Origin of the sequence: Nonomuraea sp. NPDC049646 (assembly GCF_044465525.1) — a bacterium.
Classification (GTDB): Bacteria; Actinomycetota; Actinomycetes; order Streptosporangiales; family Streptosporangiaceae; genus Nonomuraea.
Genome location: NZ_JBITLU010000023.1, coordinates 108,947 through 128,629, shown reverse-complemented (window position 1 = coordinate 128,629; position 19,683 = coordinate 108,947). Strand labels below are relative to the sequence as shown.

General features: G+C 70.9%; 24 protein-coding genes. 11 read left to right on the top strand and 13 right to left on the bottom strand.

Features of this window, described 5'->3' with window-relative positions; translation table 11 throughout:
* Nucleotides 1-236, bottom strand: a 236-nt coding sequence (locus tag ACIBQ8_RS45255; protein WP_397195222.1) for a YbhB/YbcL family Raf kinase inhibitor-like protein, incomplete at its 3' end; no start/stop codon positions are given.
* 121 nt (nt 237-357) lie between these two features.
* On the opposite strand from ACIBQ8_RS45255, the gene ACIBQ8_RS45250 reads away from it, so the two are divergent.
* Together ACIBQ8_RS45250 and ACIBQ8_RS45245 are read left to right on the top strand one after the other, a co-directional pair.
* Nucleotides 358-1,068: a GntR family transcriptional regulator gene (locus ACIBQ8_RS45250; RefSeq protein WP_397195221.1), complete on the top strand. Its 711-nt coding sequence runs from the start codon at nt 358-360 to the stop codon at nt 1,066-1,068.
* Nucleotides 1,069-1,132: 64 nt separating this feature from the next.
* Complete coding sequence (locus tag ACIBQ8_RS45245) at nt 1,133-1,498, top strand: hypothetical protein (protein WP_397172197.1); 366 nt, start codon at nt 1,133-1,135, stop codon at nt 1,496-1,498.
* Here the strand turns inward: ACIBQ8_RS45245 and ACIBQ8_RS45240 are convergent.
* The 6 genes from ACIBQ8_RS45240 to ngcE all read right to left on the bottom strand — a co-directional run bounded on the left by ACIBQ8_RS45240 (nt 1,491) and on the right by ngcE (nt 6,829).
* The gene (locus ACIBQ8_RS45240) at nt 1,491-1,817 is read right to left on the bottom strand and encodes a nuclear transport factor 2 family protein (protein WP_397172198.1); all 327 of its coding nucleotides are present in this window, start codon (nt 1,815-1,817) and stop codon (nt 1,491-1,493) included. The two genes, ACIBQ8_RS45245 and ACIBQ8_RS45240, sit on opposite strands and share 8 nt — an antisense overlap.
* A gap of 8 nt (nt 1,818-1,825) precedes the next feature.
* Complete coding sequence (locus tag ACIBQ8_RS45235) at nt 1,826-2,896, bottom strand: low temperature requirement protein A (RefSeq protein ID WP_397172199.1); 1,071 nt, start codon at nt 2,894-2,896, stop codon at nt 1,826-1,828.
* Nucleotides 2,897-2,980: 84 nt separating this feature from the next.
* The gene (locus ACIBQ8_RS45230) at nt 2,981-3,526 is read right to left on the bottom strand and encodes a superoxide dismutase family protein (protein WP_397195220.1); all 546 of its coding nucleotides are present in this window, start codon (nt 3,524-3,526) and stop codon (nt 2,981-2,983) included.
* Between the two features lie 81 nt (nt 3,527-3,607).
* The gene (locus tag ACIBQ8_RS45225; protein WP_352326101.1) at nt 3,608-4,462 is read right to left on the bottom strand and encodes a carbohydrate ABC transporter permease; all 855 of its coding nucleotides are present in this window, start codon (nt 4,460-4,462) and stop codon (nt 3,608-3,610) included.
* Nucleotides 4,462-5,379: a sugar ABC transporter permease gene (locus tag ACIBQ8_RS45220; protein WP_352352001.1), complete on the bottom strand. Its 918-nt coding sequence runs from the start codon at nt 5,377-5,379 to the stop codon at nt 4,462-4,464. The genes ACIBQ8_RS45225 and ACIBQ8_RS45220 overlap by 1 nt, the downstream gene beginning before the upstream one ends.
* Nucleotides 5,380-5,383: 4 nt before the next feature.
* Nucleotides 5,384-6,829 (bottom strand): N-acetylglucosamine/diacetylchitobiose ABC transporter substrate-binding protein, encoded by a 1,446-nt coding sequence (gene ngcE / locus ACIBQ8_RS45215; protein WP_397172203.1) that lies wholly within the window; start codon nt 6,827-6,829, stop codon nt 5,384-5,386.
* Between the two features lie 154 nt (nt 6,830-6,983).
* On the opposite strand from ngcE, the gene ACIBQ8_RS45210 reads away from it, so the two are divergent.
* Entirely contained in the window at nt 6,984-8,249 is a 1,266-nt protein-coding gene (locus ACIBQ8_RS45210; RefSeq protein WP_397195219.1) for an alkyl sulfatase dimerization domain-containing protein, read from the top strand.
* A 32-nt stretch (nt 8,250-8,281) separates the two neighbouring features.
* Here ACIBQ8_RS45210 and ACIBQ8_RS45205 read toward each other — a convergent pair whose 3' ends face one another.
* Both ACIBQ8_RS45205 and ACIBQ8_RS45200 read right to left on the bottom strand, forming a co-directional pair.
* Nucleotides 8,282-9,262 (bottom strand): hypothetical protein, encoded by a 981-nt coding sequence (locus ACIBQ8_RS45205; protein WP_397195218.1) that lies wholly within the window; start codon nt 9,260-9,262, stop codon nt 8,282-8,284.
* Between the two features lie 41 nt (nt 9,263-9,303).
* A complete protein-coding gene (locus ACIBQ8_RS45200) occupies nt 9,304-9,846 on the bottom strand; it encodes an RNA polymerase sigma factor (protein WP_397172208.1) in 543 nt (180 codons plus the stop codon).
* A 92-nt stretch (nt 9,847-9,938) separates the two neighbouring features.
* Here ACIBQ8_RS45200 and ACIBQ8_RS45195 point away from each other — a divergent pair, with 92 nt between their 5' ends.
* Nucleotides 9,939-10,385 carry an NUDIX hydrolase gene (locus tag ACIBQ8_RS45195; protein ID WP_397195217.1) on the top strand — a complete coding sequence of 149 codons (447 nt, stop codon included), beginning with the start codon at nt 9,939-9,941 and terminating at the stop codon, nt 10,383-10,385.
* A 180-nt stretch (nt 10,386-10,565) separates the two neighbouring features.
* Here the strand turns inward: ACIBQ8_RS45195 and ACIBQ8_RS45190 are convergent, their stop codons facing one another.
* Both ACIBQ8_RS45190 and ACIBQ8_RS45185 read right to left on the bottom strand, forming a co-directional pair.
* The gene (locus tag ACIBQ8_RS45190; RefSeq protein ID WP_397172212.1) at nt 10,566-11,780 is read right to left on the bottom strand and encodes an aminotransferase class III-fold pyridoxal phosphate-dependent enzyme; all 1,215 of its coding nucleotides are present in this window, start codon (nt 11,778-11,780) and stop codon (nt 10,566-10,568) included.
* Complete coding sequence (locus ACIBQ8_RS45185) at nt 11,777-12,697, bottom strand: carbohydrate kinase family protein (protein ID WP_397195216.1); 921 nt, start codon at nt 12,695-12,697, stop codon at nt 11,777-11,779. The genes ACIBQ8_RS45190 and ACIBQ8_RS45185 overlap by 4 nt, the downstream gene beginning before the upstream one ends.
* A 71-nt stretch (nt 12,698-12,768) precedes the next feature.
* Here ACIBQ8_RS45185 and ACIBQ8_RS45180 point away from each other — a divergent pair, with 71 nt between their 5' ends.
* Nucleotides 12,769-13,353 carry a TetR/AcrR family transcriptional regulator gene (locus ACIBQ8_RS45180; RefSeq protein ID WP_397172215.1) on the top strand — a complete coding sequence of 195 codons (585 nt, stop codon included), beginning with the start codon at nt 12,769-12,771 and terminating at the stop codon, nt 13,351-13,353.
* 49 nt (nt 13,354-13,402) lie between these two features.
* Nucleotides 13,403-14,041, top strand: a complete 639-nt coding sequence (locus tag ACIBQ8_RS45175) for a class II aldolase/adducin family protein (protein ID WP_397172217.1) — start codon at nt 13,403-13,405, stop codon at nt 14,039-14,041.
* Between the two features lie 68 nt (nt 14,042-14,109).
* On the opposite strand, the gene ACIBQ8_RS45170 is transcribed toward ACIBQ8_RS45175, so the two are convergent.
* A complete protein-coding gene (locus tag ACIBQ8_RS45170; protein WP_397195215.1) occupies nt 14,110-15,678 on the bottom strand; it encodes a DUF885 domain-containing protein in 1,569 nt (522 codons plus the stop codon).
* 23 nt (nt 15,679-15,701) lie between these two features.
* Between ACIBQ8_RS45170 and ACIBQ8_RS45165 the strand changes: the two genes are divergently transcribed.
* Nucleotides 15,702-16,919, top strand: a complete 1,218-nt coding sequence (locus ACIBQ8_RS45165) for a DUF4032 domain-containing protein (RefSeq protein ID WP_397172221.1) — start codon at nt 15,702-15,704, stop codon at nt 16,917-16,919.
* On the opposite strand, the gene ACIBQ8_RS45160 is transcribed toward ACIBQ8_RS45165, so the two are convergent.
* On the bottom strand, nt 16,913-17,515 hold the full coding sequence (locus tag ACIBQ8_RS45160) for an NAD(P)H-binding protein (RefSeq protein ID WP_364330010.1): 603 nt from the start codon (nt 17,513-17,515) through the stop codon (nt 16,913-16,915). The genes ACIBQ8_RS45165 and ACIBQ8_RS45160 overlap by 7 nt on opposite strands.
* A gap of 54 nt (nt 17,516-17,569) precedes the next feature.
* Between ACIBQ8_RS45160 and ACIBQ8_RS45155 the strand changes: the two genes are divergently transcribed.
* The 4 genes from ACIBQ8_RS45155 to ACIBQ8_RS45140 all read left to right on the top strand — a co-directional run bounded on the left by ACIBQ8_RS45155 (nt 17,570) and on the right by ACIBQ8_RS45140 (nt 19,667).
* Nucleotides 17,570-17,920: a helix-turn-helix domain-containing protein gene (locus ACIBQ8_RS45155; RefSeq protein WP_357998684.1), complete on the top strand. Its 351-nt coding sequence runs from the start codon at nt 17,570-17,572 to the stop codon at nt 17,918-17,920.
* A gap of 137 nt (nt 17,921-18,057) precedes the next feature.
* Nucleotides 18,058-18,432, top strand: coding sequence for a roadblock/LC7 domain-containing protein (locus ACIBQ8_RS45150; protein ID WP_352352017.1), 375 nt, complete (start codon nt 18,058-18,060; stop codon nt 18,430-18,432).
* Between the two features lie 3 nt (nt 18,433-18,435).
* Complete coding sequence (locus ACIBQ8_RS45145; protein WP_397195214.1) at nt 18,436-19,263, top strand: DUF4388 domain-containing protein; 828 nt, start codon at nt 18,436-18,438, stop codon at nt 19,261-19,263.
* 32 nt (nt 19,264-19,295) lie between these two features.
* Nucleotides 19,296-19,667, top strand: coding sequence for a roadblock/LC7 domain-containing protein (locus ACIBQ8_RS45140; RefSeq protein ID WP_397172226.1), 372 nt, complete (start codon nt 19,296-19,298; stop codon nt 19,665-19,667).
* The last annotated feature ends 16 nt before the right edge of the window (nt 19,668-19,683 follow it).

Below are 19,683 nucleotides of genomic sequence, written 5' to 3'. Positions count from 1 at the left end.
GCCACGGCCCAGTGCCAGAACCCGGAGCCGGTCGGCGCGTCCGGGTCGTACACCGTGACGGCGTAGCTCTTCGTCCCCTCGGGGGCGCCGTTCCACGACAGCTGTGGCGAGATGTCCTTGCCTCCGGGGAGGCTTGCGGACATCTGTTCGGCGGGCCAGGGGGCACCGTCGGCCAGCGTGGTGCTGGTGAGGGTGAAGGAGGCCACCTGGGGCAGGCGGGCAAAGGGGTTGTTCATGTCTGGTCCTTCGAACAGGTGGTGAGGGTGTCGGCCGATGGGTCGGCAGACGTGGGCAGCGCCATCGGGGGCGCCGTTCACACATCATCGACTGTAACACGAATAATCGATTATTTGGCAGATGGTCTATCCTGAGGGCATGATGCGGACGGTCGACCCCTCGACGAAACAGATGCTCTCCGAGCGTGTTCACACCCGGCTTCAGGAATCGATCATGAGGGGCGAGTACGCCCCGGGTGAGGCGCTCAAGCCGCAGCAACTGGCCCAGCAGCACCAGGTCAGTCTGGCCGTCGTCCGCGAGGCCCTGGTGCGGCTAGTGGGCGAGGGCATCGCGGTGCGGCTGCCCAACCGCGGCTTCGCCGTCCCCGACTTCTCCGACCGGCGGTGGCAGCAGATCGCCGAGGCCCGCCGTACGATCGAGCCGGTCATGCTGCGCCTGGCGATCGAGCGCGGCGACCTCGACTGGGAGGCACGGGTGCGCGCGGCCCACCACCGCCTGACCCGCACACCGCCGTACGAGCCGGAGGAAGGCGAGTACTACACCAGCGCGTGGTCGGAGGCACACCGCGTCTTCCACCGGACCCTGCTGGACGGGTGCGGCAACCCCGTGCTGCTGGACACCTTCGACAGGCTGTGGACGGCCGGCGAGCTGGCCCGCCTCTGGTCGGCGCGGCGCACACCCGCCCGCGACGGCGCCGCGGAGCACCGCCGCCTGGAGGAAGCGGCGCTGGCCCGTGACGCCGACACCGCCACCGAGGTACTGACCCAGCACCTGACGCTTACCGTCGCCGCCCTCACATCCGCACCTGATCAGGTCAAGCTGCAGTCGTGACCTTCGACAGGTGCCTGCGCCTGGCCGGCAACCAGCAGCGGCTCTCGGCGCACCTGGAGGGACGATGAGCAGCACCCGCGAGGTGGTCAGGGCCTACCACGAGGCCAGGCTCCGGGGCGACGTGCCGGCCGCGGCGGCGCTGATCGGCGAGGGCTTCTCCTTCAGGAGCCCGTTCGTCTCCTCCTCCGACGCCGCCGGTCACCTGGCCGGCATCGAGGCCCTGGTGAGCGTGGTGACCGGCGTCGACCTGATCAGCGAGCTGTACGGCGAGTCGGAGGCGACCCTCGTCTACGACCTGCACACCGCCACACCGGCCGGCACCCAGCGCACGGCCGAGCACTTCCGGCTGGGCCCGGACGGCAGGATCCGGACCATCATGTTGATCTTCGACGCCGCGCCCTGGCAGCCGATGGCGGCGGCGATCAGGTGAGCGGCAGGGCGGCGGCGGTCTGGCGCCAGATCCTGCCGTCCCTGACGACCAGCGTCCCGAACGTCGTGACCCGGTTCCCGCCCACGGTCATGACCGCGTTGTAGAAGATCACGTCGTCCTCGACGCGCAGCGACGTGATCTCCTCCACCCGCGGCCCGGCCGCCAGGTAGGCGGTGAACAGCTCGCGGATCTCGGCGGCGCCCCTGGCCGCCCGGTCGAACCGGACGACCATCGCCTCGTCGTGGTACTGGGCGAGCAGCGCCTCAAGGTCGCCGTCGGCGATGGCGGCGAGCTGGCGGTCGAACACGTCCTGAGTCATTTCCTGGGTCACGATGTGCCTTCCGGGGAGGGGCGCAGCAGGTCGTAACCCACCTGCGCGGCGCCGTACGACAGCAGGAGCGGGAGCGCCGCCGCGACGGGCAGCGCGGAGGAGGCGAGGGCGAGCACGGCGGCGGCCAGCCGGACGGCCCCCGCCCGGCGGTCGGCCGAGCACAGGTGCTGAAGGCCGAGCACGGCGAAGACCACGGCGGCCGGCACCCCGACGGCCCAGCTCGCCCCCGACGGGTGCATGATCGCGTGCTCGATCCCGATGCCGAACGCCACCAGGCCCATCGACAGCGGCAGGTGCGAGTACACCCACACCTGCCCGGCCAGCTTGGTGCGCAGCACGACGGACTCGTCGACGTGGTCGAAGTACAGCCACCAGAAGGCCATCGCGATGGCCACCCCGGCCAGCGCGACCAGCAGCACGGACGGGGTGACCTCGTGCCCCTTGAGCCCGGTGACCACGGCGGCGACCACCTCGCCGAGCACGATCACGACGAACAGCCCGAACCGCTCCGGCAGGTGCTCGCTCTGCGGCGGGAGCCGGCTCTGGTGGCCCCGGCTGAGCAGCGGGGTGGCCAGGTCGATCACCAGCGCCACGGCCCACAAGGCGTACCGCTGCGGCGGATCGACGGCGAGGGAGGCCAGCCAGATGACCGCGGCGAGGCTGAACCCGGCCGCGTACCGCACGGTGAGCGGCCTGGCCTCGGGGACGTGCCGGCCGGCTCTGAGGTAGGCGACGACCAGCAGGATCCGGGCCGCGGCGTAGGAGATCGCGAACAGGGCCGAGCGCTGCTCGATGTCGCTGACGCTGGCCGCCATCGTGGCCACCGCGAGGATCTGCGGCAGCGCGAGCAGGCGGTGGCTGACGTCGTCGGTGTCGAACCGGTTGGCATAGAAGACGTAACCCGCCCAGGACCACCAGACCGGCACGAACAGGCCGACGAAGGTGAGGACGCGGCCGGCGTCGGCCCCGCCGGCGAGCACGTCGGCCAGCTCGGCGACCGCGACGACGAAGACGAGGTCGTAGAGTAGCTCCAGCCAGGTGGCCCGGCGGTGCACCTGCTCGAACAACCGTAAACGGGGCGGCTGCCACTGGCGGCTAGTCAACGCGGGACCTCCACAATATGTAATTGTGTAATTATGCACGCCTTTCGGCTAGTGCAGCGTCAGGCAGGCCACCCGGGGGCCCGCCTCGCCCGCGTGGGCGCCGCTCTTCTTCGTGGCCTTGGCGTGGATGACCAGCGACTTCGGCAGGGCGGCGGGGTCGAGGCTCCAGGGATGGCGGGCCGTCGAACGGCCCGCGCCCGACCCGTCGGTGGTGACGTCGAGCCAGATCTCGCTGGCCGGGTCGGCGTGGCCGGGGTTGTGCTGGTAGTGACCGCCCGCGTCGTCGGGGTCGGCGCCGCAGGGCGCGGTGTGCAGGTGGGCGCCGTAGTGGTGGCGGGGCAGGAAGCCCTCCACCACCAGCGAGGTGCGGGTCGTGCCGCCGGTGGACTCGGCCGTGAGGCTGGCCTGCGCGCCCTCGGGGGCCAGGCGGCGGTCGTAGGCGATCGCCGCGGTGTCGCCGGAGGTGAACTCGCCGCCGCCGCTCAGCTCCGGCACGCCCGGCGGGCTCGGCTTGGTGACCTCCTGGAGCGGCGCCGGCGGCCCGGCGCAGGCGGCGGCCGTGAACAGGACGAGCAGGAGTGCGGGCACGCGCATGAGGGACCCCCCGGGTGTGCTGGCGGAAGGCCCCTCACTCTAACGAGTAGCCGTACGGCTACACGCCGTGTTCGGCGAAACTCACTTCAGCGCCCCCGAGCTGAGCCCCGACTGGATCTGCCGCTGGAAGATGATGTAGACCACCATCACCGGCAGGATCGTCATGCTCAGCGCGGCGAACAGGCCCGGCCAGTCCGCCTCGTAGCCGGCCCTGGTGGAGATCCTGGCGATGCCGAGCGTGAGCGGCCACTTGTCCGGCGCGCCGCCCATGAGCGCCAGGGGCAGCAGGTACTGGTTCCACTGCCCCAGCACGTTGAAGATCGTGATGCTGACCAGGCCGGGCTTGGCCATCGGCACCATGATCTGGAAGAACGTCCTGGTGTGCGAGGCGCCGTCGATCAGCGCCGCCTCGGCGACCGCCTCGGGCAGCGTGCGGAAGAACGCGGCCAGGAAGAAGATCGTGAAGGGCAGCGAGTACGCGATGTAGACGATGATCAGGCCGATGTGCGAGTCGAGCAGCCCGAACTGCTTGACGACGAAGAACAGCGGCCCGAGCGCCAGGAAGATGGGGAAGGCGAGCCCGGCGACGAAGTAGTAGTAGATCAGCTTGCCGCCGAGGAACTTGTAGCGGGCCAGCACGTACGCCGCCATCGAGCCGAACAGCATCGTGCCCGCCGTGCCGAAGAACACGACGATGACCGTGTTGAGCATGTACTGCCCGACGTGCGCCTTGTCCCAGGCCCGGCCCCAGGCGTCCAGCCGCAGCGCCCCCGGGAGCTGGAGCGGGTCGCCGAAGATCTCGGTGTTGCTCTTGAACGAGGCCAGGAACGTCCAGAGCAGCGGCAGGATGATCAGCAGCGCCCAGACGGCCAGGGCGACATGGGAGAGCCCGCTCAGCACGCCGGGCCGCGGCCTGCCCGCTCCACGCGAAGCCATCAGAGCTCAACCCTTTCACGCCTGGTCGTGCGGAGCGTCAGCACGGCGAACGTCACGGTCAGGAAGAACAGCACGACGCCCATCGCCGAGGCGTAGCCGACCTTGTGGTAGTCGAAGGCGGTCTTGTAGATGGTGATGGGCAGGATGGTGGTGGCCCCGTCGGGCTCGCCCCGGTCGCCCGCCAGCACCTGGATCAGCGCGAAGCCGTCGAAGGCGGCGATCCCCAGGTAGATCCAGCCGACCTGGAGGGTGTCGCGCAGCAGCGGCAGCGTGATGGAGAAGAACAGCCGCACGCGGCCGGCCCCGTCGATCGAGGCGGCCTCGAAGTAGTCCTTGGGGATGGCGGCCATGCCCGCGGAGAACAGCACCACGTAGAAGCCGACCGCCTGCCAGACCATCACCGCGATGATCGACCAGAGCGCGAGGCCCGGCTCGGTGAGCCAGCCGATCGGCTCGGACAGCCCGAGCCTGGCCAGCGTGCCGTTGATCACACCGTCCTCGTCGGGACGGTAGATGGCCTGGAACAGCACGCCGACCACGGCCACGGCGAGAACCTGGGGGAAGAAGAACACCACCCGGTAGAAATTCGACCCCCACACCCCGCGCATTCCCGCGCCGCGGGTGCCGCCGCCGAGATTCAGCAGGAACGACAGGAACAAGGCGATGACGATCGTCAGGAGCGGCAGCACCAGCAGGAGAATTCCGTGATTGCGCAGGGCCTGCCAGAAATTGTCGTCCTCGAACAACCGGCCGAAATTGTCCAGCCCCACGTATCGGACGACCGAGCTGACGCCGTTCCAGCTCGTCAGCGAGAGCTGGAAAGCCTGCACATATGGGCTGATCACGAAGACCGTGTAAAGCGTGACCGGGACGGCCAGGAACCCGATGACGAATCCGTACTTGCGCAACCGCTCCATGTGCTCAGGCGCTCCGCGTCTGCTTGGTGACGGAGTCGTCCTTCTTGACGTCGTCGGCCTTCTTCTGCATGCGCTCGCAGAACTCGTCGGGGGTGATGCGGCCGGACATCAGGACGTTGGTCTGCTCCCAGCCGTAGTCGAACAGCTCCTTGTACCAGCCCTCGAACCGGGCGTCGGTGATGATGTTCTCGCCGGCCGCCTCCTGCGCCTTGGCGGCGCTGACCAGGCCGGGCGGGAACTCGGAGCTGTCGGCGGCGCCGGTCACCACCGTGAGGTTGTTGGTCTTCTTGGTGAAGCCCGCCGCGCCCTCCTTCGACAGCATGATCCGCAGGTACTCCAGGCCGCCCTGAGGGTTCTTGCCCTTCGCCGCGACGACGAAGTTCTCGCCCACGCCGACCTGGATCGCGCCGTACGGCATCTTGTCGGAGGCGGTGACGTCGGGGATGGGGGCCAGGGCGTACTCGAAGTCGAGCGGGATGTCCTTGGTCATCTCGTTCTCGAGCCAGGAGCCGCACGGGTAGAACAGCACCTTGTTCTGCAGCTGCTTGACCTGGGTCTGGGTGTGGTCGAGGCCCAGGTACGCCTTGTCGCCGTACTTCTGCTGGACGTCCAGCCAGGCGGTGACCGCCTGCTTGACCGCCTCGCTCTTCCAGGCGTTGTCGACGAGGTTGTCGATGTCGATGATGACCTGGTTGCCGCCGATCTTGGCGGCCGTGTAGAGGACGTTCCAGAGCTGGTAGTACGGGCCCTTCTTGCCGGGGTAGGCGAAGAGCGCGATGCCTTCCTTCTTGGCCGTCTCGCCGAGCGCGGTGAACTCGGCCCAGGTCTTCGGCACGCTCCAGCCCTTGGCGGCGAACAGCTTGGCGTTGTACCACAGCGCCCGGTGGGAGACGGTGTAGTTCAGCACCAGGTCCTTGCCGTCGAGCTTGCCGTTCTGCAGCACGAGGGGCGTGATCGTGTCGCGGACCTTCTTGGACGGGTCGTCGAAGGAGGGCGCGTCGTAGAGCGGGGTCAGGTCGGCCAGGTGGCCCTCGGCGGCCAGCGCGGCCAGGTCGAGCGCCTCGGGGCCGGAGTTGTTGATCACGTCGGGCATGTCGTTGCCGACGATGCGCGGGCGAAGCTGGGTGCCGATCTGCTGGGTGGCGGTGTGCTTGACCGTGACGCCGGCGTGGGCCTTCTTGTACAGCTCTTCGTGCAGGTCCTTGGCGTAGGAGTCGCCGTAGCCGCCGCTGAAGATGACCACTTCGAGCGGCTTCTTGACGTCGACGCCGAAGGGGTTCTTGGGGTCCGCCGACGCCGCGATCGACGTGGCGGGCGCCGCCGAGGGCTGATCGCCGCCGCCGCTGGTCGCGCAGGCGCTCAGCAGGCTCGCGCCGGGCCCGGCCACGAGCGCGGTCAGGCCGATGCGGCGGAGCAGCTGACGCCGAGTGATCTCGCCCGGGTGGGTCATGGGGGCTCCCGAAGAGGATTCAGTTAGGAAAGTTTCCTAAACGTTTGCCCGAACGTACGAACGCCCGCCGACACGCGTCAAGGGGGCGCAATCGAGACGTGACCTTGCCGTGATCCCTTGCCTAGAACCTCGTTCTAGAAGCAGGGTGGGTCACATGATTATCGAGTACGCGGACCGGGTGTGGCGCGGCGAGTCTGACGACAGCATCGTGGACACCGGCATGGAGGGCAAGGGCGTCCAGACCGTGACGGAAGGCGTGGGCTGGTGGCCGGGGTTCGGCAACGCCGTCGCCTTCGAGACCGAGGGCGAGCTGCTGCTCTTCGACACCGGCGGCCCGTGGGGCGCCGCCCGCCTGCACGAGGACGTCCGCCGCTGGTCCCGGGCGCCGCTGACCACCGCGTTCTACTCCCACGGGCACATCGACCACGTCTTCGGCACCGGACCGTTCGAGGAGTCGGGCCCTCGGGCCACTGTCTACGCCCATCAGGCGGTGGTCGATCGGTTCGACCGCTACGTGCTGACAAATGGTTACAACACGGTGATCAACCAGCGGCAGTTCCAGAACACCCGCCTCCGCTGGCCCGCCGACTACCGGCGGCCCGACGTCACCTACAGCGACTCGCTGACCGTACGGCGCGGCGGGCTGACCTTCGACCTGCTGCACGCCAAGGGCGAGACCGACGACGCCACCGTCGGCTACGTGCGCGAGCACCGGCTGCTGCTGCCCGGCGACCTGTTCATCTGGGTCACGCCCAACTGCGGCAACCCCCAGAAGGTGCAGCGTTACCCGCGCGAGTGGGTGCACGCGCTGCGCCGGATGGCGGCCCTCGACGCCGAGATCATGCTGCCCAGCCACGGCGCGCCCGTCTTCGGCGCCGACCGCGTCCGGCAGGCGCTGCTGGAGACGGCCGAATGGCTGGAGTCGATCATCACCCAGACGCTCGACCTGCTCAACGCGGGCGCCCGGCTCGACGAGATCGTGCATTCGGTGAAACCTTCCGAGCGCCATTCCGACCGGCCCTATCTGCGAGCCCGCTATGACGAGCCGGAATTCGTCGTACGCAATCTCTGGCGCCTTTACGGCGGCTGGTACGACGGCAATCCGGCCAATCTCAAACCGGCCCCCGAGGCGGTGCTGGCCAAATCCGTGGCGGAACTCGCGGGTGGGCCGCACGCGCTCGCCGACGCGGCGCTCGAAGCCCTTTCCGAGGGCGACGAGCGGCTCGCCGGACATCTCGCGGAAATGGCCGCGCTGGCCGCTCCTGACGACCCGGGAGTACACCGGGTCAGGGCCCAGGTTTTCGCCGCCCGAGCGGCTGGCGAACAGTCACTCATGGCAAAGGGCATTTTCACCTGGGCCGCCGCGGAATCATCGGCCCGCGCGGACGGGGAAACCCCGGCACCCGCCGAAGGCGCTTAGGCGCCCGCGGGGCCGGTGCCGGGGTTCGTGACTCAGGGGCGGGTCCAGCTGTCCTGTGGCCGGTCGGCCCGCGGAAGGGAGTCCTTGGGGACGTCGGCGGGCGCCACGACGCTCACCTCGGCCGTGTCGGACGCGACCTTGATCGCGCTTTCCACGATCCAGTCGTCCTTGACGTGCTCCGCGGCCACTTCGTAACCGCTGCCGCTGCCGTCGGGCTTCGTCCACATCACCACGTACTCGATCTTGAGGCCGCGCCGCGAGAGCTCGGCCCTGGCGTCCGAGACGGACTTGCCCACGAGCTTGACGCCCGCCACGCCGTCGGCGGACACGCCGACCGTGCTCGGCGCGCCGGCGGCGTACCGTTCGCCGGGCTGGGCCGGGCGGCCGATCCCGATGATGAGCTTGCCCCGGTACCCGGTCGGCATGGAGATCGTGCCGCACCAGGCCGACGGGCAACTGTCGACGCTGCGAACGGTCACGCCGGTTCCCGGCGGGAAGCTGCCGGGGGTGGCGGGGCCGAACAGCATGCCCGCGTACTCGGGCGCGACCGGGATCTTCTTCACCGTGGCGTCCAGGCCGACGGCCCGGAACGCCTCGGTGTAGGCCGCCGCCTCCGCCTCGGGGTCGGTGATGACGACGTCGACGAAGTCGTCGCCGGTCTTGACGGTGACGGCGGCGTTGGCGTACTCGGTGACCGGGCCGAAGAACGGCAGCGTGACGGCGAGCACGGCGGCCAGCCCGGCCGCCACCGCCCCCAGCAGGAACAGCTTGCGCGGCCCCCTGCGGCGCAGGCGCACGACGGACGCCCGCTCCCCGGCGCCGATCTGTTCGGACGTGACCGGCTCGGACGTGACCGGCTCGGCCGTGATCGACTGCATGAGCGCCCGCGCCCCCGCGCCGGACGCCTGCCCGGCGGGCACGCCCGCCAGCTCGTCGTCGCGCACCCGGGCGAGATCGGCGATGTTCACAACGAGCTCCTCGCCGCGCCTGCGCGCGGGACCGGCGGCGTTCACAACGGACTCCTTGCCGCGCCCACCAGCGCGCTCCGGACTGTTCACAGCGGGCTCCCTTCGAGGGCGACGGACTGTGTGCGCTCGATCCCGGCCTCGGCCAGGCGGCGGGCGAAGCGCCGGCGGGCCCGGTACAGGCGGACCCGTACGGCGTTGCGGGTGATGCCGAGGGCGGTGGCGATCTGGCCGGTGTCCAGCTTCTCCCAGGCGACCAGGGCGAGCAGCTCCCGGTCGTCGTCGGAGAGCGTCGTGAACGCCCGGGCCAGCGGCGAGAGGTCCTCGACGGACGGCCCGGCGACCACGGGCGCGGCGGCCAGTTCCGCGCGTAACGCCTCGGTGCGCCGCTCGTGGCGGCGCTCGCCGCGCCGGTGGTTGGCCAGCACCTTCCTGGCCACGCCGTACAGCCAGAGCCGGGCCTCCTCCCCGCTCGGCACCTCCTCGATGCGCCGCCAGGCGATCATGAACGTCTCGGCCACGACGTCGGCCGCGTCGTCCGGGTCGGGGCAGCGGCGTAGCGCGTAGCCGAGCAGGGGTCTGTAGGAGAATGCATAGATCTCCTCGAACCGGCTCTCGGGATCGGCTCCCATCCGGTCTCCTTACGTGAGCATCAACAACACTCACCCCATGTCCGGATTTTTGGCAGCATTACAGCTCTTGGCGGGAGGAGTCGGTTTTGACGGTGAATCGCATCGTAGGCGTCGGCGTGCTGCTCACGGATCCGGACGGGCGCGTCCTGCTCGGCGAGCGGGTGAAGGCGGGCGAGCCCCTGTCGTGGTGCCTGCCCGGCGGGGCGGTGGAGCCCGGCGAGACCTTCGAGGCGGCGGCCGTCCGCGAGCTGGCCGAGGAGACCGGCATCCGCGACGCCGGGCCGCCGGTCGTCACCGGCGTGGCCCTGGACCACCCGGAGGGAGCCGTACGGGTGACGGCGGCGGTCACCATGCTCCGGGGCGCCGCCGCTCCGACGGTCACCGAGCCGCACGTCTTCCGCTCGTGGCAGTGGTTCCCGTACGACGGGCTGCCGTCCCCGCTGTTCCCGGCGACCGCCCTCGTACTGGCCGTCCCGGCCTCGGGCTCGCGCGACGGGCTCTACACGGTCACGCCGCCGCCCGTCCAGGCCACGAGGTGATCGACCTGCCGAGCCTGCTCGAACACACTCGGAGATGCTGAGCGCCCGCCGCCATGAGCGTCGGACGTCCGAATCGTGCTCGTGACCGGCCGACAGGCAGGGCCTTCCTCAAGCGCCGACAGGCCCGCCCGGTGACCAAGGCAACGGGCGGGCCGACGGCAGGCGGGGACCGGGGATGGGTCAGGCGAAGTGGGTGCGGGTTTCGGTGAAGGCTTGGTCGGTGGCTTCCAGGGCGCGGGCCACGTCCTCCTCCGTCAGGGCCGCCGACATGAACCAGTTGTGCCACGGGTGCAGGTACACCCCGTGCCGCAGGCAGGCGTCGCTCCAGTACAGGGCCGTGGACAGGTCGGCGTCGCCGTCGAAGCTTAGCCACGGGATGGTCACCGGGCCGGTCTGGTTCACGACGAACCCGTGGGACTTGGCCTGGGCGTACAGGCCCTCCCTGAGCTGGGCGCCGGCGCGTTCCATGGCGGCGATGCCGTCCGTGTCGCGCAGGGTCTCGATGGTGGCCTTGGCGGCGGCCATCGCCACGGCCGAGAACCAGAAGGAGCCGGTCGTGTAGAGCGTCTGGGCGGCGCCGCGCAGGGCGTCGGTGCCGGTGACGGCGGCGATCGGGTAGCCGTTGGCCATGGCCTTGGACCAGGCGGTCAGGTCGGGGCGCACCCCGTACGGCTCCCACGATCCGCGCAGGTCGATCCGGAACCCGGCCCGCACGTCGTCGATCACCAGGGCCGCCCCGATGCGGTCTGCCAGGGCGCGGGCGCCGCGCGCGAAGGCGGGTTCGACCAGCTCCTGGTCCTCGAAGGAGTCGTGCTTGAAGGGGGTGCAGATGATCGCCGCGACGTCGCCCTCGACGGTGGCGGCGGCGGCCTCCAGGGACTCCAGCGAGTTGTAGGTGAACTCGACCAGGTCGGCGCGCTCGTTCGGGGTGGTGCCGGCGGTCGAGGGCGTGCACCAGGGGTCGGCGCCGTGGTACGCGCCGTGCGCCATCAGCACCTTCGTGCGCCCGGTGGCGGCGCGGGCGACCATGAGCGCCTGGGTGGTGGCGTCGGTGCCGTTCTTGGAGAACATCGCCCAGTCGGCGCTCGGCACGGTGTCGACCAGCAGCTCGGCCAGCTCCACCATGATCGGTCCCGGGCCGTTGAGGCAGTCGCCGAGCGCGAGCTGGCGGGCGGCGGCCTCCTCGACGCGCGGGTGCCGGTGCCCGAGCACGACCGGTCCCCAGCTGCACATGAGGTCGATGTACTCGCGCCCGTCCACGTCCCACTGGCGGCAGCCCTCGCCGCGCTGGAAGAACTGGGGGTAGCCGGGGGCGAAGATGGCCGCGTTGAGGTGCCCGTACATGCCGCCGGGGACGACCTTCAGCGCGCGTTCGCGGAGTTCGGCGTCAGTCATGCGAGAGTCCTTAGGGTGGATTCGAGGTCGGTGAGGCCGGCGTCGGAGCCGAGCCCGGTGGCCACGCGGGCCGCGGCGGCGGTGCCCCAGCGGGCGGCCTCCGGCACGTCGCGGCCGTGCAGCAGGCCGGTCAGGAAGCCGGCGCAGTACGCGTCGCCGCACCCGGTCGTGTCGGCGACCTCCGTCTCCAGCGCCGGCACCCGCTCGGGCTCGCCGCCGGAGGTCAGCACGAGGCTGCCGGCCGCGCCGAGGGTGACGAGGACGCCCTTGGGGCCGTCGGCGAGCAGGGTCGCGGCGGCGGTGGCCACGTCGGGGTCGCCGGTCATGAGCAGCGCCTGCGACTCGTTGGGCAGCACGTAGTCCACGTGGGGCAGGAACGCGCGGGCCATCGCCAGCAGGTCGGGCAGCTCCGACAGCAGGTCCATGGTGACGATCGTGCCGGCCGCGCGCACCTCGTCCAGGAGGGCGAAGAAGGCGGGGTCGCCCAGGCCGAAGGTGACGTCCATGCCGCCCAGGTGGATCGCCCGGGCGCGGCGCAGCACGTCGGGGTCCAGGTCGGCGAAGGTGACGCCGAGGTTGGCGCCGGGCACGTGGAAGCTGGGCCGGCCGCCGTCGGGGCGGATGGGCAGGATCGAGGCGGCGGTCTGCTCGCCGGCCCTGCGGACCAGGCGGGAGGCGTCCACGCCGCGCTTGGCGAGGACGGCCACCAGGAAGTCGCCGAGCTCGTCGTCCCCGATCGCGCCCATGGTGATCACCTCGTTGCCGAGTTTGACCAGGTCCACGGCCGTTCCGGCGGCGGCGCCGGCGGCGGTGAGGCGGATCTGCTCGACGAGTACGGTGTCCTGGCCCTCGGGGATGCGCTCGACGGGCCTGGCGAGGATGTCGACGATGTGCACGCCGACAGTGGCGACGGTCATGGACTAAATAGACAGACGTCCGAATAAAAAGTCAATATGGTGGGAGTCGCCGCGAGAAGAGGGGGATCCCGATGCCGAAGATCGTCGATCACGATGAGCGCAGGGCCGAGGTCCTGTCGGCGGCCCGCAGGGTGATCGTCAGGGACGGCATCGACGCCGCCACCACCAGGGCCATCGCCAAGGAGGCCGGCTACTCCAACGGCGTGCTCGCGCACTACTTCGCCGACAAGGACGAGATCCTGCTGTCGGCGCTGAGCCAGTCGCACCAGCGCATCAGGGAGCGGCTGACGCGCAAGGTCGAGGGCGTCACGGGCCTGGCCGCCCTGCGCGAGGTGCTGCTGGACAACCTGCCGCTGGACGCCGAGCGCACCCAGGAGAGCCGGCTGGAGGTCAGCTTCTGGAGCCGCAGCCTGGCCTCGGAACGGCTGGCGGAGGTCCAGCGCGCCGAGGCCGACGAGCTGCGCGCCGCCGTACGGGAGCTGCTGGGCCAGGCCCGCGCGGCCGGCGAGCTGAGCACCGACGGCAGCCTCGACGACCTCGCCGAGCACCTGCTCGCCCTGGTCGACGGCCTCAGCCTGCACCTGCTCCTCTACCCGGGCCGGCTCACCCGCGTCGACCTCGAACGGCTCATGCTCCAGGCGCTCGACCGCCTCTGACAAGGGAGGCACTGGAAGTATTTCGGACGACCGACTACTGTGCCCACCCATGAGCCTCCGCGAGCAGTTGTGCGAGTACGGCAGGCGCGCCGTCGAGCTCGGCCTGGTCATCGGCACCTCGGGCAACCTGAGCGTGCGTCAGGGCGACCAGGTGGCGGTCACCCCGTCCGGGGTGGCGCTCGACCGGCTGACCCCGGAGGCGTGCCCGATCGTCGACCTGGCCGGCCACCTGGTCGAGGGCGAGCTCCAGCCGTCGTCGGAGACCCCCATGCACCTGGCCGTCTACCAGGCCACGGGCACTCAGGCGATCGTGCACACGCACTCGGTGTTCGGGACGGTCGTGGCCACGACGATGACCGAGCTGCCGCCGGTCCACTACAACGCGCTGCTGCTGGGCGGCGTGGTCAAGGTGGCCGAGTACGCCACCTACGGCACGCCGGAGCTGGCCGCCAACGTGCGGGCGGCGCTGGAGGGCAAGCAGGCCGCCCTGATGGCCAACCACGGCGGGGTGACCATCGGGGCGACGATGGAGCAGGCGTTCGAGGCCACCCGCCTGCTGGAGTGGCTGTGCGAGGTCTACGTGCGCGGGCTGGCCGTGGGCAGGCCGGCGGTGCTGACCGACGAGCAGCTCGCCGCCGTCGTGGACCGCGCGGCCAACCCGCCGGCCTTCCCGCGCCGGCCGGCCTAGGCCGGCGCGGAACGGTCCGGTCAGAGCGGCGCGGAGCGCTCGGGTCAGGGGGGCGCCAAAGGGGCCGGTCAGGCCAGGGCGGCCTGTTCGGCCAGGCCCAGCGGCAGGCCGCCGGAGCCGGCGATCCGGTCGTGGAACTCGCGCAGCGACCCGGTGAACGACTCGCGGATGCGGTCGATCTCGATGGCCCCCGTCAGGTACGACGGCGCCTGCGTCGGCCAGGCGCAGTAGCGGTTCACCTCGCCCCTGGCGGTGCCGGGCGACAGCGACGCCTTGGTGGCCATGAACGTCTCGGCCTCCTCGATCGACATGTCCTCGCAGTGCAGCGCGGTGTCGACGATGATCCGGGCGGCGCGGAAGAGGCGGAAGTCCAGGTGGGCCAGCTCGGTGGCGGGGGTGTCGAAGTAGCCCTGCTCGTGCAGCACCTTCTCGACGTACAGGGCCCAGCCCTCGGTGAAGTACGGCGTCCTGAAGACCTTGCGGACGGTACGCGGGTTGTCCGCCATGTACGACAGGTGCCAGTGGTGCCCGGGATAGGCCTCGTGCACGGCGATCGAGGGCATCTGGGCGCGCGCGTTGGTGCGCAGGCGCTGGCGTACCTGCTCCTCGGTGAAGTCGTCGGGGGTGTAGGGGACGAAGAAGATGCCCGTGCGCGAGCTGCTGAGCGGCGGCGGCGCCAGGTAGTGGGCGACGTACAGCACCGGGCGGGCGTACTCGGCCGAGGGCAGGACCTCGCACTCCTCCCCCTCGGGGAAGGTGACCAGCCCGCGCTCGCGGACGAACTCGCGGGCCCGCCGGGTCTCGGCCTCGTACTCGGCCCGCATGTCGGCCAGGGTGGGCGGGTGGTCGTCCATGAGGGACTCCATCGCGGCCCGCCAGTCCTCGGCGCCGGTCATGCCGAGGGCGACCCGGCGCATCCGGGCGTCCAGGTCGGCCCAGGCGGCCCTGCCCTTCTGGTGCAGCTCGGCGGCGCCGTAGGTGAGCATCTCGCGCTCGCGCAGCAGGGTGGAGTAGAGCTTCTCCCCCATCCGCCAGGTGCCGCCGCACCGGAAGCCTTCGAGGAAGGACACCAGCGCGTCGAACGCGTCGGCGGCGGGTCCGGCGGCCTCGGCCAGCCGGGCGCGCAGCGTCTCGTCGCCGACCATCGCGGGGAGCGTGCGGGTGAGGAAGTTGCGGCCGGTACGGGCCTGGTTGAGCCCGCGCGTGACCAGCAGCGGCGCGGCGAGGTCGGGGTCCAGGTTGGCCTGGCAGGCGGCCAGCACGCCGGGCACCTCGGCCAGGCGTGAGATCGCGGCGGCGACCAGTTCGGGCTCCGGCTTGAGCCGCTGCTGGAAGGCGTTGAACAGCGATCCGAAGACGGCCGAGAGGTACAGGCCCGGGTTGCGCCGCCACTCGGGCCAGGATTCGAGCGCGACCGAGCCCCTCAGCTGGGACAGGACCAGGTCTCTGTCGATGGCGTCGTCGAGCGAGCCGGCCGGGGCGTCGGAGAGGCGGTCGATCCAGCGGCTCTCTTCCCGGGCTCTGTTCTCCCAGGCGGAGGCGGTGAAATCGCCGAGGGTGTGGTCGTAGCCGTCGGCTCCCAATTGGCTGGCGACGACGGGACGGTCGGAAAAGTACCAGTTGAGAAACTCGTCCACCTACGCACCATATCCTGACGTTCATGCCCCTGCAGATCACTGGCGCGCTAGGCGACCCCGACCTCATCCGGCTCCCCTGGGACGTCCCGCTGGCCGACTGGCCCAAGCATCATCTGGTCGATCTGCCGCGCGGCATCTCCCGCCACGTCGTGCGGTTCGCCCGGCTCTCCGGTAAGGTCTACGCGATCAAGGAGATCAGCGAGCGGTACGCCAGGCGCGAGTACCAGCTCCTGTGGGACCTGGCCAGGCTGGACGCCCCGGCCGTCGAGCCCGTGGCGTACGTGACCGGCCGCGACGAGGGCCTGGACGCCGCGCTGATCACCCGGCACCTGCAGTTCTCGCTCCCCTACCGCGCCGTGATGTCCGGCACCCTGCGCCCCGACACGCTCACCCGCCTGCTCGACGCGCTCGCCGTGCTGCTGGTGCGCCTGCACCTGAACGGCTTCTACTGGGGCGACTGCTCGCTGTCCAACACGCTCTTCCGCCGGGACGCCGGCGCCTTCGCGGCCTACCTCGTGGACGCCGAGACCGGCGAGATGCACCCGATGATCAGCGAGGGCCAGCGGCTGACCGACATCGACGTGGCCCACACCAACATCTTCGGCGAGATGCTCGACCTGGAGGCCGGCGGGCTGCTGCACCCGTCGATCGACCCCATGGAGACCGCCGAGGACATCGTCACCCGCTACCACCGCCTGTGGGCCGAGATCACCGACAGCGAGATCATCGACGAGGTCGACTGGCACCGCGTGGAGCAGCGCATCCGCCGCCTGAACCTGCTCGGCTTCGACGTCGCCGAGATGATGGTGCGGCGCAAGGTCGGCACCGGCCGCCTGATCGTCCGGCCGAAGGTGGTGGACGCGGGCCACCACCAGCGCCGGCTGATCAGGCTGACCGGGCTCGACGTGGAGGAGAACCAGGCCCGGCGGCTGCTCAACGACCTGGACGGCTACCGGGTCGCCAAGGGCCTGCGCCACGAGGACGAGGCCATCGTCGCCCACCGCTGGCTCGCCGAGGTGTTCCACCCGACGGTCGACGACATCCCCGCCGCGCTGCGCGGCAAGCTGGAGCCCGCGCAGCTCTTCCACGAGATTCTCGACCACCGCTGGTACCTGTCGGAGGCGGCGGGCGGCGACGTCGGGCTGGCCACGGCGGTGAAGTCGTACGTGGACAACGTGCTGGTGCACAAGCCCGACGAGAAGGCGCTGCTGCCCGACGACCCGGACGAGGACGATCAGTAGGCGACCGTGATGCGGGTGCGCGGGTGGGCGTGCTCCTCCAGCTCGTCGGCGATCGCCACCGCGTAGTCCTCGGCGGTGATGAAGCTGCGGCCGTCGGCGTCGCTGAGCAGGTCGTCGCGGCCGATCCGGTAGACGCCGGTGCGCTCGCCGGGCGCGATCTCGGCGGCCGGCGAGACGTAGGTCCAGTCCAGGTCGGTCACCTCCCGGTAGAGCCCGAGCGCGGCCCGCGCGGCCCTGGCCTCCTTCTTGTAGATCTCCGGGAAGCCGGGCGTGTCGACCAGGTCGACGTCCGGGCCGGCCTTGAGGCTGCCCGCGCCGCCCACGACCAGCACCCGGCTCACCCCGGCGGCGCGCAGGCCGTCGATGAGGGCGCGGTTGGCGGCCAGGAACGGCGGCTCGGGCTCGGTGCCGTCGCGTGGCGGGGCGATGGCGCAGACGACGGCGTCGTAGCCCTCGGCGAGCGTGGCGGCGTCGTGGACGTCGCCCTTGACGGGACCGCGGCGGCTGACACCGGTGACGTCGTGGCCGCGGCCGGTGAGTTCGGTGACGATGCGCTGACCGATCATTCCGGTCGCGCCGAACACGAGGATCTTCATGAGAAGCACAGTATCCAATGGATACTGGTTACTTCATCGTGCTATAAGTACCTTATGGATACCGGTGATGCCTTCGACCCGAACTGCCCGACTCGGCTGGTCCTCGACCGGATCGGCGACAAGTGGTCGGTGCTGGTGCTGCTCAGCCTCAGCGACGGGCCGATGCGCTTCACCGTGCTCCGCGGGCGGATCGGCGGGGTCACGCCGAAGGTGCTCACGCAGACGCTGCGGGCCATGGAACTGGACGGGCTGATCACCCGCGAGGTCTTCGCCGAGGTGCCGCCGCGGGTGGAGTACGCGCTGACCGACCTCGGCCGCTCGCTGCACGCGCCGATCTCGGTGGTCGCGCGGTGGGCCGAGGACAACGTGCACGAAATTCTCCGCCATCGTGAAAAAACCTCGTGAATTGATCATATTTCCGCACGAGTGATGCTTTTCTTCGTCCTGGCCGTATAAAAACGTATCCCTCGGTAAATCGCGCGCCTTCTGATCTCTTGTGGCCCCCTACGCTTTCCCCGTCCCACGACGGAGGGAGGCTTGCGGTGCTGGGAGTGGACACCTGCCTGGCGGAGGTCATGTCGATACCGGGCGCGCTCGACGCCATGCTGGTCGACGGCACGAGCGGCATGGCGGTCGCCTTCAGCAGCGCGTCCGGCGTGGACGCCGACAGGTCCGCCGCGGCGCTGACCGAGGCGCTGCGCGCCACCACCGACGGGCTGACCCGGACGTGCCCCGGCGAGATCGTGCGCATCGACGACATGCTCGTCACCACCGACCGGGGGCACCACCTGCTCCGGCTGCTGGAGACGGTCTTCGAGGGGCCGCTGGTCATCTACGTCCGGCTCGACCCGGAACGGTCGAACCTGGCCCTGGCCCGTTACCGCCTGCGGGCCATCTCCGACCTGCTGACCACCTGAGCCATGGCCGCGCTCGACTCACTCCTCGCCGGACTCGCCCGCGAACGCGCGACGGGGGCGCTCCGCCTGGGCAGGAACGGCACGATCTACCTGTCGGACGGGCGCGTGACGTACATGGAGTGCGCCCAGACGCCGGGCGTCGAGCGGCTGTTCGCGGCCAGGGGACGGGTGCCGGAGTCGGCCCTGCGCGCCCTGCAGGCCGACGGCGGCCGCGCCCGGCTGCTCCAGGAGGGCCCGGTCACCCTGGCCGAGCTCCAGTACGCCGTGCTCGGCGTGGTCCAGGACGCCGCCTTCTTCCTGCTGCCGGTGACCGGCGTGCGGCCGAAGTTCCGGCCCGGGGAGGAGCACTGGCTGGGCGGCCAGTGGTTCTTCGACGTCGAGGAGCTGGTGCGGGAGTCGGCCCGCCGCCGGGAGCAGCTGGCCGGCATCTGGCCCTCGCCGGAGGTGGACACCCAGCCCGTGCGGCCGGTGCCGCGCCTTCCCGGGCACGGGGTTGCGCTCAGCCAGGTGCAGTGGGAGGTCGTCGTACGGGCCGACCACAAGGCGACCCCGCTGGAGCTGGCCCGGCACCTGGGCCGGTCGGGCTACGCGGTGCTGCTGGCCGTCAGGAGGCTGGCCGCCGCCGGCCTCCTCGTCCCGCCGGACCCGGGGCGGCCCGCGCAACGCCGTCCGGACGACGGGGACGCGCTGCCCAGGCGGGTGCCGGGCCCGGTGCCCGTTCCCGCCGGGAACGGGCGGGCGGGGGCGGCCGCCGGGCCGGTGCCGACGGGCGACCCGACCGATCTGACGCTGCTGCTGCGGCTGAAGAAGGCGCTGGAGGAGATGCCGTGAGGTTCCCCTCACGACGCGGGAGGAGGCCACCCGTGGAGCTACGGCAAGAGGTCCTGGCAGAGATGGAGCTCCTGCGCGGCCGCACGCCGGACGTCACCGGCAGCGTCGCGTGCACCGTCGACGGCCTGCGGATCGCCTGCGACCTGCAAGGAGACACCGGCGAGCAGGTGGCGGCGCTGTCGGCGGCGCTGCTCGCGATGAGCGGCCGGATGCTGACCATGGCGGGCCGCGGGACGTTCGAGGAGACCCTCGTGTCCGGCACCGCCGGGTTCGTGGCCTTCTACGCCGCGGGCCCCACGATCGTCCTCACGGTTCTGGCGGGACCCGGCGCCAACGTCGGGCTCCTCCGGCTGGAGGGCAGGAAGACGGCGGCCGCCGTGGCCGCCGTGGCACGCAAACACTGACCATCCCCACCGAAGC